Source organism: Bradyrhizobium barranii subsp. barranii, from assembly GCF_017565645.3.
Lineage (GTDB): Bacteria > Pseudomonadota > Alphaproteobacteria > Rhizobiales > Xanthobacteraceae > Bradyrhizobium > Bradyrhizobium barranii.
Genome location: NZ_CP086136.1, coordinates 6,155,659 through 6,169,417 on the forward strand (window position 1 = coordinate 6,155,659; position 13,759 = coordinate 6,169,417).

At 63.7% G+C, this 13,759-nt stretch carries 11 protein-coding genes and 1 tRNA gene; 3 read left to right on the forward strand and 9 right to left on the reverse strand.

What is annotated here, in order from left to right; translation table 11 throughout:
- Window positions 1–163: 163 nt before the first annotated feature.
- The 4 genes from clpX to J4G43_RS29740 form a co-directional block, all read right to left on the reverse strand.
- A complete protein-coding gene (gene clpX, locus J4G43_RS29725; protein WP_208087146.1) occupies window positions 164–1,423 on the reverse strand; it encodes an ATP-dependent Clp protease ATP-binding subunit ClpX in 1,260 nt (419 codons plus the stop codon).
- A gap of 461 nt (window positions 1,424–1,884) precedes the next feature.
- Window positions 1,885–2,517 carry an ATP-dependent Clp protease proteolytic subunit gene (locus J4G43_RS29730; protein ID WP_063982958.1) on the reverse strand — a complete coding sequence of 211 codons (633 nt, stop codon included), beginning with the start codon at window positions 2,515–2,517 and terminating at the stop codon, window positions 1,885–1,887.
- A gap of 401 nt (window positions 2,518–2,918) precedes the next feature.
- Window positions 2,919–4,280: a trigger factor gene (tig, locus tag J4G43_RS29735; RefSeq protein ID WP_208087147.1), complete on the reverse strand. Its 1,362-nt coding sequence runs from the start codon at window positions 4,278–4,280 to the stop codon at window positions 2,919–2,921.
- A gap of 174 nt (window positions 4,281–4,454) precedes the next feature.
- Window positions 4,455–4,539: transfer RNA gene (locus J4G43_RS29740), tRNA-Leu, on the reverse strand.
- Between the two features lie 154 nt (window positions 4,540–4,693).
- Here J4G43_RS29740 and J4G43_RS29745 point away from each other — a divergent pair.
- The gene (locus tag J4G43_RS29745; protein ID WP_208087148.1) at window positions 4,694–6,022 is read left to right on the forward strand and encodes a multicopper oxidase family protein; all 1,329 of its coding nucleotides are present in this window, start codon (window positions 4,694–4,696) and stop codon (window positions 6,020–6,022) included.
- 5 nt (window positions 6,023–6,027) lie between these two features.
- Here the strand turns inward: J4G43_RS29745 and J4G43_RS29750 are convergent, their stop codons facing one another.
- Complete coding sequence (locus J4G43_RS29750) at window positions 6,028–6,465, reverse strand: GNAT family N-acetyltransferase (RefSeq protein ID WP_208087149.1); 438 nt, start codon at window positions 6,463–6,465, stop codon at window positions 6,028–6,030.
- The gene (locus J4G43_RS29755) at window positions 6,465–7,964 is read right to left on the reverse strand and encodes a bifunctional ADP-dependent NAD(P)H-hydrate dehydratase/NAD(P)H-hydrate epimerase (protein WP_063982954.1); all 1,500 of its coding nucleotides are present in this window, start codon (window positions 7,962–7,964) and stop codon (window positions 6,465–6,467) included. Before J4G43_RS29755 ends, J4G43_RS29750 begins: the two co-directional genes overlap by 1 nt.
- Before the next feature lie 383 nt (window positions 7,965–8,347).
- Between J4G43_RS29755 and J4G43_RS29760 the strand changes: the two genes are divergently transcribed.
- Entirely contained in the window at window positions 8,348–8,686 is a 339-nt protein-coding gene (locus tag J4G43_RS29760) for a P-II family nitrogen regulator (RefSeq protein ID WP_007603495.1), read from the forward strand.
- Between the two features lie 152 nt (window positions 8,687–8,838).
- On the forward strand, window positions 8,839–10,248 hold the full coding sequence (gene glnA, locus J4G43_RS29765) for a type I glutamate--ammonia ligase (RefSeq protein ID WP_208087150.1): 1,410 nt from the start codon (window positions 8,839–8,841) through the stop codon (window positions 10,246–10,248).
- Between the two features lie 114 nt (window positions 10,249–10,362).
- Here the strand turns inward: glnA and J4G43_RS29770 are convergent, their stop codons facing one another.
- From J4G43_RS29770 to J4G43_RS29780, 3 genes are all read right to left on the reverse strand, one after another.
- Window positions 10,363–11,499, reverse strand: a complete 1,137-nt coding sequence (locus J4G43_RS29770; protein WP_208087151.1) for an asparaginase — start codon at window positions 11,497–11,499, stop codon at window positions 10,363–10,365.
- Between the two features lie 81 nt (window positions 11,500–11,580).
- Window positions 11,581–12,342: a slipin family protein gene (locus J4G43_RS29775; protein WP_063982951.1), complete on the reverse strand. Its 762-nt coding sequence runs from the start codon at window positions 12,340–12,342 to the stop codon at window positions 11,581–11,583.
- Entirely contained in the window at window positions 12,339–13,742 is a 1,404-nt protein-coding gene (locus tag J4G43_RS29780; RefSeq protein ID WP_208087152.1) for an NfeD family protein, read from the reverse strand. Before J4G43_RS29780 ends, J4G43_RS29775 begins: the two co-directional genes overlap by 4 nt.
- Between the last annotated feature and the right edge of the window lie 17 nt (window positions 13,743–13,759).

Below are 13,759 nucleotides of genomic sequence, written 5' to 3' on the forward strand. Positions count from 1 at the left end.
GCCGTCGACATTAGGTGGCTATCGACCGGGGGGGTGTCAAGTCATTGAAAGACGCGCGCCATCAGGCGCTTACGCACGCGTATAAGCGACGCAACATCGGCTGCGGAGAACCATTCCGCAGCCGCTACTATCAAAGACGATTGGAGCGTTCCAGCGCCGTAAATCAGGCGCTGGCGTTCTCGACGGCGTCGGCGTAGATGTAGAGCGGACGGGCCGTACCTTCCACGACTTCGCGCGAAATCACGACTTCTTCCACACCTTCCAGGCCAGGCAGGTCGAACATGGTCTCGAGCAGGATCGCCTCGAGGATCGAACGCAGACCACGCGCGCCGGTCTTGCGCTCGATCGCCTTGCGGGCGACCGCGCCAAGCGCCTCGTCGGCGAAGGTCAGCTCGATGTTCTCCATTTCGAACAGCCGCTGGTACTGTTTCACCAGCGCGTTCTTCGGCTCGGTGAGGATCTTCTTCAGCGAAGTCTCGTCCAGATCCTCGAGCGTCGCCACGACCGGCAGACGGCCGACGAATTCGGGGATGAGACCGTACTTCAGGAGGTCCTCAGGCTCGACGTGGCGGAAGATCTCGCCGGTACGGCGATCCTCCGGCGCGAGCACCTGGGCGGCGAAGCCGATCGAGGTCGACCGCCCGCGCGCCGAGATGATCTTCTCGAGGCCGGCGAACGCACCGCCGCAGATGAACAGGATGTTGGTGGTATCCACCTGCAGGAACTCCTGCTGCGGATGCTTGCGGCCGCCCTGCGGCGGGACCGAAGCCACCGTGCCTTCCATGATCTTCAGCAGCGCCTGCTGCACGCCCTCACCCGACACGTCGCGCGTGATCGAGGGATTGTCGGACTTGCGGCTGATCTTGTCGATTTCGTCGATGTAGACGATGCCGCGCTGGGCGCGCTCGACATTGTAGTCGGCGGCCTGGAGCAGCTTCAGGATGATGTTCTCGACGTCCTCGCCGACATAGCCGGCTTCGGTCAGCGTCGTTGCGTCGGCCATCGTGAACGGCACGTCCAGGATGCGGGCGAGCGTCTGCGCGAGCAGCGTCTTGCCCGAACCGGTCGGACCGATCAGCAGGATGTTCGACTTCGCGAGCTCGACATCGTTGTGCTTGGTCTGGTGGTTGAGGCGCTTGTAGTGATTGTGCACCGCGACCGACAGGACCTTCTTCGCATGGCTCTGGCCGATGACGTAATCGTCCAGGACCTTGCAGATTTCCTTCGGCGTCGGAATGCCGTCGCGCGACTTCACGAGCGAGGATTTGTTCTCCTCGCGGATGATGTCCATGCAGAGCTCAACGCACTCGTCGCAGATGAAGACCGTGGGACCCGCGATCAGTTTGCGGACTTCGTGCTGGCTCTTGCCGCAGAACGAGCAATACAGTGTGTTCTTGGAGTCGCTCGTGCCGACCTTACTCATTCATGTCTCCGTCCGCGGTTCGATCCCGCTCCGCTCGATCGCTCCATTCCGGCACGCATGCCGTATGAAGTTCAAATAGAGCAAATTCCGTACCAAAAAAGACCCTACGCGTTACATCCCGTGCGAATCACGGTCACTCGATTCTCCGCGATCATAGCCGATCAATCGTAGCCAACCATGCTGTCACCCGACTATCAAGAATTCGCTAATCGAGGGGGCGCTGGCTACCCGTGACAATACCGTGATTTCACGTCTTGGCACGGACGAAGTGATCGAAATCGCCCCGGAGTTGCTGGATTGCCACGAAAAACAAGCACGAAAGCGGAACTTTCTGCCTGTCGCGGGGCGCAAGACTGTTTTTTGCGCCGCCGCGTAGTGCGCCGTTAACGTGAACGTCGCCCTGACGATCCCGAGAAATCCCCATAGGTATTCCAGGGATCGATGTTGCAGCCCCGTTCGCGTTACTGCGGTTTCGCCGCCGGCTCTTCGGCGCGCTTGTCGATGACCCTGTCGACCAGGCCGAACTCCTTGGCGTCGTTCGCGGTGAGGAACTTGTCGCGTTCCAGCGCGTCCTCGATCGTCTTGTAGGTCTGACCGGTGTGCTTCACGTAGATCTCGTTGAGCCGCTTCTTCAGGTTCAGGATTTCCTGCGCGTGCAGCATGATGTCGGTGGCCTGGCCCTGGAAGCCGCCGGAGGGCTGATGCACCATGATGCGCGCGTTCGGCAGCGAGAAGCGCATGTCCTTCTCGCCGGCGCAGAGCAGCAGCGAGCCCATCGAGGCGGCCTGGCCCGTGCACAGCGTCGAGACCGGCGGGCGGATGAACTGCATGGTGTCGTAGATCGCGAGGCCCGACGTCACCACGCCGCCCGGCGAGTTGATGTACATCGAGATTTCCTTCTTCGGATTTTCCGCTTCAAGGAACAGGAGCTGTGCGACCACCAGCGTCGACATGCCGTCCTCGACCGGCCCGGTCAGGAAGATGATGCGCTCTTTCAACAGGCGCGAGAAGATGTCGTAGGCGCGCTCGCCACGGTTGGTCTGCTCGACCACCATGGGCACGAGGTTCATGTAGGTTTCAACCGGATCGCGCATGAGTCACCTAGGGTTTTAGGAGGCGGACATTGCCAGTCTTGGCTGCCAGTTTAGCTGGATTTGCCGGAAGGCCGATGGACGCCAGTGATGCAGGAAGTGGGTAGAGGTAGAACGCTTGGTATAAGACTTGGGTACAGGGCGTACCGACAGATATAGCCCAATTCGCGCCAGACAAGTGCGGAGCGAATTAAGGCTTAATCCACGGGGCACTTGAAGCTGATTCTCGCAAACAGGCCCAGCCAGCCAGTTGGCTAGCCGGGCCCCTTTGATGATCATCCTTAATGGAAGGCTTTCCTAGAGCCCCGTTCCGATGGAATCGGAACGGGGCTCTAGATTCTAAGTTTGACGCGTTTTCTTTACGCGAACCGGTATCCACTTCGCTCGAAAACGCTCTAGAGCCTTCAGGCTGCGGTCTTTTCCGCGTCCTCGTCCTTGTACAGGTCCTCGCGCGAGACCTTCTTCTCGGTCACGTTGGCGAGCTCGAGGATGAAGTCGACGACCTTGTCCTCGTAGATCGGTGCACGAAGCTGGGCCAGCGCCTGGGCGTTGCTGCGGTAATAGTCCCAGACTTCCTTCTCGCGGCCCGGCATCGAGCGAGCGCGCTCGATCACGGCGCGGCCGACCTCGTCGTCGGTCACGGTGATCTTGTTCTTCTCGCCGATCTCGGACAGCACGAGGCCGAGCCGAACGCGGCGGTCCGCGATCTTGCGGTACTCGTCCTTGGCCTTGTCTTCGGTGGTATCCTCGTCCGCGAAGGTCTTGCCGGCCGAATCCATCTCGGCCTTGACCGAGTTCCACATCAGATTGAACTCCTCGTCGACGAGCGACGGCGGCGCTTCGAAGCGATGCGCCTCGTCGAGGCGGTCGAGCAGCGCACGCTTGACGCGCTGGCGCGTCGCGCCGGCGAACTCGGCAGCCAGACGCTCGCGCGCGGCTTCCTTCAGCTTGTCCAGCGATTCGAGGCCAAGCGTCTTGGCGAACTCGTCGTCGATCGCGACGTCCTGCGGCGCCTCGATCGAGGTCGCGGTGGTCTCGAACTCGGCCGGCTGGCCGGCGAGCTTGTCGTTCATGTAGTTCTTGGGGAACGACACTTTCAGCGTGCGCGTCTCGCCCGCCCCGATGCCGGTGAGCTGCTCCTCGAAACCGGGGATGAAGGTATTGGAACCGATCGCGACCTGGATGCCCTCGCCGGTGCCGCCCTCGAAGACTTCGCCGTTGATGGTGCCCTTGAAGTTGATGGTGACGCGGTCGCCCGACTCGGCCTTGGCGCCCTCGGCCTTGGCCGCATAGCCGCGGTTGCTGTCGGCGATGCGCTTGATGGCTTCGTCGACATCGGCGTCGGACACATCGGCGACGGGCTTCTCGACCTGGAAGCTCTTGAAATCGGCGAGTGCAATCGCGGGCACCACTTCGATCGCGACCGTGTAGGTCAGATCGGTCTTGCCGTTGAGCAGCTCCTCGACCTCGGCCTGCTCGGTCGGCATGGTGATCTTCGGCTCGGTCGCAAGGCGGAAACCGCGGTCGGAGAACAGCTGCGTGTTGGTGTCGCGGATGGTCTGGTCGATGGTCTCGGCCATCACCGAGCGGCCATAGACCTTCTTCAGGTGAGCGACCGGCACCTTGCCGGGGCGGAAGCCGTTGATGCGGACCTTGTCCTTGAGATCGACGAGTTTGGCACCAGCCTTGGCGTCGAGATCAGACGCGGGAACGCTGATCTTGAACTCGTGCTTCAAACCTTCCGAGAGGGTTTCTGTGACCTGCATGGCGTCCAATCTTCTTCTCGCTCGGCCCCGGCACGCATGCGTCGGGACGCTGTCATTAATCGAACCGGCGCGAGGCAAGACGCCTCAACGCCGGTGGTTCATCGGACCACTTCCGCCGGAAACACTCCGTGAGGAAGCAGCCCTTCGGTAATCCGTGCAAACGCTGAAAGCGCTTGGTGCGGGCGGAGGGACTCGAACCCCCACAACTTTCGTCACTGGAACCTAAATCCAGCGCGTCTACCAGTTCCGCCACGCCCGCGTGAATTTGCATCAAGACCGGCCGCGATGCCGCGGGCGGCCGGGCTTATAGCATGTGCCTGACTGTTCGCAGCAAAAAAATGGCCCGATAGAGACAGGCTTTAAGTAGGCGCGACGGCTGGACTTATCCAGCGCTTCATGGTCCGCATCGAGCCATGAAAACGCGGATCTCTGACCCGACCCGGCGTGAGGTTTTGGCCGGACTTGGAGCTGGACTTGCAGCCGGACTTGGAGCCCCCGCAGCCGGGTTGATCGCCGGCGGCGCGGCCCCCGCTGTCACCGCCCAGCTCGCCCTGCAGGCAAGGCCGGCAACCCTGGCGCTCAGGCCGGGTCAGCCGGCGACACCGATCTGGGAGCTGGCCGCCGTAAGCCATATCGGGAACGTTCGTCTCAAGCGAGGCGACCGCTGCGAAGTGGTCTTCCGGAACGACCTGCCTGTCCCGCTTGCGCCAGTCTGGCACGGCCTGAATGGCCCGGCCGCGGCCGACCCGTTGCGAGGGCGTACGCCGACTGCGCCGGATACGACTGAAACCTCAATTGTTTCAATACCAAATGCAGGAACTCTGGCAGCCGACTTCCGTCTCTTCGAAGACGGTCTGAAGCTGCCCGCGCGACCGCTTCCGATCATCGCCGGCGAGACAAATCGCGTCGTCGTCGACCGCGACGAGGTCCTGTTGATCGAGGAATGGCGGCTGCGGCCGGATGGGACCGCGCTTCCGCCCGGCCGCGCCCCCGGGGACGCGACACCGCTCTTTACCCTCAATGGACGGACTTCATTCGAACTCTCAGCCACGGCCGGCGAGCGGCTGCGGCTGCGCTTTATCAACGGCTCGCAACGTTCTGTTCTGGCGATCAAATTGGAAGGCCACGAGGTCCAGGTGATGGCCCTGGACGGACAGCCGGCCGAGCCATTCCCGGCGCGCAACGGCGCCCTGGTGCTCGCCCCCGGCGCACGCGCCGACGCCTTCGTGGATGCAGCCACATCGGCCCCATTCCTGTTGCATGACGGCAAGGAGGCGCGCCAGGTCGGGAGCCTCACGATATCGGGCAAGCCCGAGCGGCGCGCGCCGCTGTTGCTGCCACAGCCGCTCCCCCTGAACGACCTCCCCGAGAAGCTCGACCTCAAAGGCGCCCTGCGGTTCGATGTCGCGCTCGGCGCGCCCGAGGCCGGCTGGGCACGGCCTGCAAGCTTCTCCGTCTCCTCCAATCCGGCCTTCCGCGCCAGGACCGGCCGCACCGTCGTGCTGGCCCTCAAGAACCCCGGACCGGTCACGACCGTGTTTCACCTGCACGGCCATCCTTTCCGCCTGCTCGACAAGCTCGACGACGGCTGGAAGCCCTACTGGCTCGACACGCTCGCAATCGAGCCCGGCCAGACCCAGCGCATCGCGTTCGCGGCGACCTCACCCGGACCCTGGTTGATCGAATCCGTCGTGACCGACTGGGCCGCGCCACGGCTGGTGCGCTGGTACGCGGTGGAGTGAGCGACTTACCGGCGCGTCCAGAGGTAGCGAGCGTCGGGCTCCCGCTCCTCGTTCCGCGCCCCGTCGGTCTGTTCAACCAGTGCGAACCCGCGCGCCTCATAGAAGCGCCGCGCCGGCGCGTTGCGCTGGAAGGTCCAGAGCTCCAGCTGGTCGCTGGCCCGCTTGGCGGCATCGAGGAGTTCTGTGCCGACGCCGCGCCCCTGGGCGGCGGGAAGCACATAGAGCTGCTCGACCCAACCTTCGCGGAAGGCGATGATCCCGCTCAGGACGCCACCATCGAACCGTCCCCACACACAGCACGTCGTGAAAACGCGCTCGCGGTAGAACCAGCTGTCCTCGTCAGGTGCGTGCAGCCCAACGAGCCACGGCATCGCCTGGTCAAACGCAATCCGATGGACCTGCGCGGCCTCGCCCATATCGGTGAGTGCGAGCTGCCTGAGCACTAATACTCCACCCCGAGCGCATTATAGATCCGCCGGTGCACGGCCGGCAGCGTCTCGGTCAGGTCCTCCGCGATCAGGCCGGGCCCCGCCTCGCTTCCCGCCTCGCCATGCATCCAGACGCCGATGCTCGCGGCCTCGAAGGCCGGCACGCCTTGCGCCAGAAGTCCTGCGATGATGCCGGCGAGCACGTCGCCGGCGCCGGCGGTCGCGAGCCAGGGCGGCGCGTTGGCGGCGATGGTGGCGCGCCCGTCGGGCGCGGCGATGGTGGTATCCGGCCCCTTCAGCAGCACGACCGCACCACAGCGCTCGGCGGCGGCGCGGACGCGCTCCAGCTTCGAGCGGCCCGGATGTTTGTTGCTGAGGTCGGAGAACAGGCGCGGAAATTCACCCTCGTGCGGCGTCAGCACGACCGCACTGTCCTCAGAGGACTTGATCGATTCAAACAGCCGCTCGGGGTTTGCGGCAAAGCTCGTCAGCGCATCCGCGTCCAGCACCAGATGCCGCTGCGCGTGAAGCGCCGTGTGGACCAGATCGCAGGTGCGATCGCCGACGCCCGCGCCGGGTCCGATCAGGCAGGTGTTGTAGCGTTTGTCGCCGAGCAACGCGCCGAATTCGACCGCTGTGTCGCAGGCGCGAACCATCACCGCGGTGAGCGCGCTGGCATTGATCGCGAGCGCATCGCGCGGGGTCGCCAGCGTCACGAGGCCCGCTCCGGCCCGCAAAGCCCCACGGGCGGCGAGCCGCGCCGCGCCAGTCGCGGCGGCATCGCCCGAGACCGCCAGCACGTGGCCCCGTGCGTATTTATGGCCGTCGATGCGCGGCACCGGAAAGGCGGTGCCCCAGAAATCCGGATCGTTCTCGAAGGTCCGCGGCGCGATCTCGTCCAGCACCTGTGCGTCGATGCCGATGTCGGCGACGCGCACGTGGCCGCAATGCATCCGGCCGGGCAGCAGCAAATGCGCCGGCTTCTTGCGGAAGAAGGTGACGGTCTCGGTGGCGTTCACCGCCGCACCCATCACAGCTGCGCTGGTGCCGTTGATGCCGCTCGGCAGGTCGACCGCGAGCACCGGGGCGCCGTTGGCGTTGATCGCTTCGATCATCGCATGCGCCTCGCCGTCGACCGGGCGACTGAGGCCCGCGCCGAACAGCGCATCGATGATCAGCGCGGGCTTGCCGATCGCCTGCGGATTGAACGGCAGCACCGGGTGCTTCCAGCCGCGCGCCGCGGAGGCCGCGTCACCCTGGAGCTGGTCGCGCTCGCACATCAGGATCACCGAGACGTCGCGCCCTTGCGCGGCGAGCTCCGCGGCTGCGACAAAACCGTCGCCGCCATTGTTGCCGGGACCGGCCACGATCAGGATCGGCCCCTCCTCCACCAGCGCATTGGCGGCCTCCGCGACCGCCTGCCCCGCGCTGAGCATCAGCTTGAAGCCGGGCGTGCCTGCCGCAATACTGAGCTGGTCGGCACGCTGCATTTCAGCGTTGGTCAGAACTTCCATGCCACTTCCCTGGTCTAAACGCCTTTTCAACAGGCACGTTCCGTACCGACCCACCCCGCAGAACAATGATTTGCACAGATATTGAACTGATTGCCTATTTCGTAGCCTGCGGTATTTTGAGCCAGTCGGCTCCACCTATCAGAGATGCGCGTTAAAAGGCTGATAACGCTCCAATAATCAGGGCATTTGCAACTTGGCATAGACCCTGCTTTCGAGGAAGCCGCTTCGGTTCGTCGTGCTCACTGGCAATCTATCAGGGTGTGGCCGGCCGTTGTTGCCGGGCTGGTCAGGCATCCCGGCATAGCGAAGACAAGATCGTGCGTTAAGAAAAGCGCATCCTGACGAAGACGTTGCTATTTGATCGAAAGGCCGGGAGGCGCGCAGTGAAGAAAATCGAAGCCATCATCAAGCCATTCAAGCTCGACGAGGTGAAGGAAGCGCTTCAGGAAGTCGGCCTGCAAGGCATCACCGTGACCGAGGCCAAGGGCTTTGGCCGGCAGAAGGGCCACGCCGAGCTTTACCGCGGCGCAGAATACATCGTCGATTTCCTCCCCAAGGTGAAGATCGAGATCGTGATCGGCGACGATCTGGTCGAGCGCGCCATCGACGCGATCCGCCGCGCCGCGCAGACCGGGCGCATCGGCGACGGCAAGATTTTCGTCTCCAATATCGAAGAGGCGATCCGCATCCGGACCGGCGAATCCGGGCTGGACGCTATCTGAGCCGGGTGCTATCCCGCATTTTGCGACACTCCGACAAGAAAAAGGCTGCTTCGGCGGCCTGATTTTGTTTGTGCGCTCGCGCGCGAACTCGCCAAAAGCGAGAACAATCTTGCTCACCTGGAAACCGACCCGCAGAGCCAAAAGGGGTATGCATGAAGACCGCCAAAGACGTCCTGAAATCGATCAAGGACAACGACGTCAAATACGTCGACCTGCGCTTCACCGATCCGCGCGGCAAGTGGCAGCACGTGACGTTCGACATCAGCATGATCGATGAGGACATTTTCGCCGAAGGGACGATGTTCGACGGCTCCTCGATCGCCGGCTGGAAGGCGATCAACGAGTCCGACATGTGCCTGATGCCGGATCCGGTGACCGCGACGATCGACCCGTTCTTCGCCGAGACCACCATGGTCATCACCTGCGACGTGCTCGAGCCGACCACCGGCGAGCCCTACAACCGCGACCCCCGCGGCATCGCCAAGAAGGCCGAGGCCATGGTGAAGTCGATGGGCGTGGGCGACAGCGTGTTCGTCGGCCCCGAAGCCGAGTTCTTCGTGTTCGACGACGTGCGCTTCTCCGCCAACCCCTACAACACCGGCTTCCGTCTCGACTCCTCGGAGCTGCCGACCAACTCCGACACCGAATATGAAGGCGGCAATCTCGGCCACCGGGTCCGCACCAAGGGCGGCTACTTCCCGGTGCCGCCGCAGGACTCCGTGCAGGACATGCGCTCCGAAATGCTCGGCGCCATGGCCAAGATGGGCGTCAAGGTCGAGAAGCATCACCACGAAGTCGCGTCCGCCCAGCACGAGCTCGGCATGAAGTTCGACACGCTGACGCTGATGGCCGACCACATGCAGATCTACAAGTACTGCATCCACCAGGTCGCGCACATCTACGGCAAGACCGCCACCTTCATGCCGAAGCCGGTCTATGGCGACAACGGCTCGGGCATGCACGTGCACCAGTCGATCTGGAAGGACGGCAAGCCGGTGTTCGCCGGCAACAAGTACGCCGACCTGTCGGAGACCTGCCTTCACTACATCGGCGGCATCATCAAGCACGCCAAGGCGATCAACGCCTTCACCAACCCGTCGACCAACTCCTACAAGCGTCTGGTCCCGGGCTATGAGGCTCCCGTGCTGCTCGCCTACTCCGCGCGCAACCGCTCGGCCTCCTGCCGCATCCCCTACACCGCTTCGCCGAAGGCCAAGCGTGTCGAGGTGCGCTTCCCCGATCCGCTCGCCAATCCCTATCTCGGCTTCGCCGCGATGCTGATGGCCGGCCTCGACGGCATCAAGAACAAGATCGATCCGGGTCCGGCGATGGACAAGGACCTCTACGACCTGCCGAAGGAAGAGCTGAAGCAGATCCCGACGGTGTGCGGCTCGCTCCGCGAGGCGCTCGAAAACCTCGACAAGGACCGCGGCTTCCTCAAGAACGGCGGCGTGTTCGACGACGACTTCATCGACGCCTATATCGAGCTGAAGATGACCGAAGTCGCCCGCTTCGAAATGACCCCGCACCCGGTCGAGTTCGACATGTACTATTCGGGCTAAGCGGCCCAAACTCTCTGCGACAAGCAAAAGGCGCTCCGCGAGGAGCGCCTTTTCGTTTTGGGGAGTCGCAGGGTGGATTACGCTAACCCACCCTGCAGGACACGACGCGCCCAATCACCACGTTGCAGTGAAGGCGCGCTGGAGCTCGGCCGGAGCCGTAACCCCGCCCGCGATCAGCAATTGAGTGAGAACACGGGCCTTCTGCGGATTGAGGTCCTCGGACACGACGAACCCGTTCTTGTCGTCGTCAACCTCGACATTCCGGGTGACGAAGCCGGATCGGACCCGCGTCGAGCGGACGACGATGATGCCCTTCTTCGCCGCCGCTTCGAGCGCATCGAGGGCCTGCTTCGACGTGTTGCCGTCGCCGACGCCGGCCAGCACGATGCCCTTGGCGCCGTGGGAAATGGCGTCCTCGATCGGAACGGCGTCCATGTTGGCATGCGAGTAGACGATCTCGACGCGCGGCAATTGCTCGCCTGCCGGGAGCGGATAGGTCGTGCGCGTGAAGCCGGCGGCCTGGGTCATGAAACGGATGCCGCCGGCGCTGTCGACATAGCCGATCGGGCCGTCATTGGGGGAGCTGAACGTCTCGATGCTCGTGGTATTGGTCTTGGTGATCGAGCGGGCGCTTTGGATCTTGTCGTTCAGCACGGCCATCACGCCACGGCCGCGAGAGCGCGGATCGGCCGCCACCTGCACCGCTTCGTACAGATTGCCGGGGCCGTCCGCACTCACCGCCGTGGCCGGACGCATCGAACCGACGATCACCACCGGCTTGTCGCCGCGCACGACATTGTCGAGAAAGAACGCGGTCTCCTCCAGCGTATCCGTGCCGTGGGTGATGAGGATTCCATCGGCTTCATTCTTGTCGAAGGCGTCCTGGATGCGGCGGGCCAGGGCAAACCAGACCTTGTCGTTCATGTCCTGGGATCCGATCGACGAAATCTGCTCGGCGTTCAGCTTCGCGAGCTTGTCCAGGCCCGGCACCGACCGCATCAACTGCTCCCCGGTAATCTGGCCGGATTTGTACGCGCCGGTCGCGCGCGCGTCGCCCTGGCCTGCGATGGTGCCTCCCGTCGCAAGCACGAGAATGCGCGGCGGGCTGGCCGCCGTCGCGTCCTTGCCCGGCTCTGCGGCCTGCGCCGCATCGATCCCCCACGACCAAAGTGCGAGGGCGACCAGCGGGACGGTGAGCATCAATGTCCGATTTCGGCGGCGGCTTGCTGGTCTGGCGGCATGCTTCATCATCGAATTTTCCTCCCGTTTAAGTTGGGAGCAATATTCGACACCTCCATTTGGGCCGAAGATGGGTCATCCTGCCGCTTATGGCTACGGGTTGTCGCGCCGCGGCACAAAATGGTCGAGCAGGCCCGTCGGCAGCGGAAAGACGATGGTCGACGACCGTTCGCCCGCGATGTCGTGCAGGGCCGCGAAATAACGTAGTTGCATCGCCTGAGGCTCCTGCGCGAGAATCCGGCCGGCCTCGACGAGCTTTTCGGCAGCCTGCTGCTCGCCCATCGCATTGATCACCTTGGCCCGCCGCAACCGCTCCGCCTCGGCCTGTTTGGCAATCGCGCGCACCATGGTTTCATTGAGATCGACGTCCTTGATCTCGATGCCGGTGACCTTGATGCCCCAGACGTCGGTCTGCTTGTCGAGGATCTCCTGGATGTCCGCGTTCAACCTGTCGCGCTCGGCCAGCATCTCGTCGAGCTCGTGCTTGCCGAGCACCGAGCGCAAGGTGGTCTGGGCGAGCTGGCTGGTGGCGGCCATGTAGTCGCCGACCTTGATGATGGCCCGTTCGGGGTCGACGATGCGGAAGTACAGAACGGCGTTGACCTTGACGGAGACGTTGTCCCGCGAAATCACGTCCTGCGGCGGCACGACCTGCACCATCACCCGCAGATCCACCTTCACCAGTTGCTGCACGATCGGAATGAGGATGATGAGGCCCGGGCCCTTCACGCCGGTAAAGCGGCCGAGCGTAAAGATGACGCCACGCTCGTATTCGCGCAGGATTCGAATAGCCTGGGACAGGAACATGATGACAAGCAACGCGAGCGCCGCATAGGTCAGATATTCCAGCATCATGATGTACCTCCCTCGCCTGTTGGTGCGCGCCGAATCAGCAGCGTCAGGTCGACGATGTTGGCGACTTCGACCGTCTCTCCGGGCTTGAACGTTTCGGCGCCGCGCGCCTGCCAGCGCTCACCATGGGCGAAGACATGACCTTCGTTCCCATTCCAGTCGAGAACCTCGGCGGGCAAGCCTCGCATGGCCTGCGCGCCGACCAGTGCAGGAGCCCTGCCGACGCGCCGAAGCGAACCGAGCACGACGAGCGCAAAGCCGGCGAACACTGCTGCGGTGATGCCTATCACCCACCACGACAGGTGGTAGCCCGGCGCCTCGCCCCTGAAAAGCATCAGCGCTCCCAGCACGAACGCGATGATCCCTCCGAGCCCGATTACCACGGTCGGGTTGAAGGCTTCGATGGTGAGAAGCACGAGTCCAACCAACATCAGGGCGAGGCCGGCATAATTGATCGGCAGCAGATTGAGCGCATAGAGGCCGATCAGCAGGCAGATCGCGCCGACGACTCCGGGGGCGACGGCTCCAGGAGACATGAACTCGAAGATCAAGCCGTAGATGCCGACCATCAGGAGAATGAACGCCACGTTTGGATCGGTGATCACCGCCAGGAAGCGGGATATCGGTCCGGGATCGATGGCTTCAACGACGGCATCCTTCGTCACCAGGCGTTGCGTCTTGCCGCCTGCGACCTCGACCACGCGACCATCGATCTGCCTCAGCAATTCAGCCTGATCGCGCGCGACGAGATCGATGGCGTGAGCCTCTAGCGCGGCGTTCGCAGAGAGCGTGGCAGCCTCACGGACCGCCTTCTCCGCCCAGTCCACATTGCGGTTGCGCAGCTCCGCAAGGCTGCGGATGAAGGCAACCGCATCATTGGTCGCCTTGGCCGTCATCGCATCCTTGGGCTGATCCTTGGACTCGCTCTGCTGGTCACCGTCCTTTTTGTCCTTGCCGCCCTTGTCCGCGGGTCCGCTCGGAAGACCCGGCAGCGGCCCGCCGATCTGCACCGGCGTCGCGGCGCCAATATTGGTGCCCGGCGCCATCGCCGCGATGTGGGTCGCATAAAGGATATAGGTCCCCGCGCTCGCCGCGTGGGCGCCGGAGGGCGCGACGTAACCGACCACAGGGATCGGCGAGGCCAGCACATCCGCGATGATCTCGCGCATGCTGGAATTGAGACCGCCGGGCGTGTTCAGTCTCAGAAGCACGACCTCGGCGCGCCGTTCGCTTGCCTTGGCCAAAGCCTCCTTGACGTAGCTGGCCGACGCAGGGCCGATGGCTCCGTCGATCGAAACAACCAAAGCAAGGCGGCCCTTCTCCTCCGCTGAGCTGGGAAGGAGGCAGCAGATCAAAGCCACGACGCCAATCGCCGCAACGAGGGCCGCCTTCATGGTCTGCACGGCAGGGCTCCCTTGCA

What these genes read in the sequence shown, in the direction of transcription:
- clpX (WP_208087146.1), bottom strand. Translation starts at nt 1,423, where the DNA reads ATGAGTAAGGTCGGCACGAGCGACTCCAAGAACACACTGTATTGCTCG.
- J4G43_RS29730 (WP_063982958.1), bottom strand. Translation starts at nt 2,517, where the DNA reads ATGCGCGATCCGGTTGAAACCTACATGAACCTCGTGCCCATGGTGGTC.
- tig (WP_208087147.1), bottom strand. Translation starts at nt 4,280, where the DNA reads ATGCAGGTCACAGAAACCCTCTCGGAAGGTTTGAAGCACGAGTTCAAG.
- J4G43_RS29745 (WP_208087148.1), top strand. Translation starts at nt 4,694, where the DNA reads ATGAAAACGCGGATCTCTGACCCGACCCGGCGTGAGGTTTTGGCCGGA.
- J4G43_RS29755 (WP_063982954.1), bottom strand. Translation starts at nt 7,964, where the DNA reads ATGGAAGTTCTGACCAACGCTGAAATGCAGCGTGCCGACCAGCTCAGT.
- glnA (WP_208087150.1), top strand. Translation starts at nt 8,839, where the DNA reads ATGAAGACCGCCAAAGACGTCCTGAAATCGATCAAGGACAACGACGTC.
- J4G43_RS29770 (WP_208087151.1), bottom strand. Translation starts at nt 11,499, where the DNA reads ATGATGAAGCATGCCGCCAGACCAGCAAGCCGCCGCCGAAATCGGACA.
- J4G43_RS29775 (WP_063982951.1), bottom strand. Translation starts at nt 12,342, where the DNA reads ATGATGCTGGAATATCTGACCTATGCGGCGCTCGCGTTGCTTGTCATC.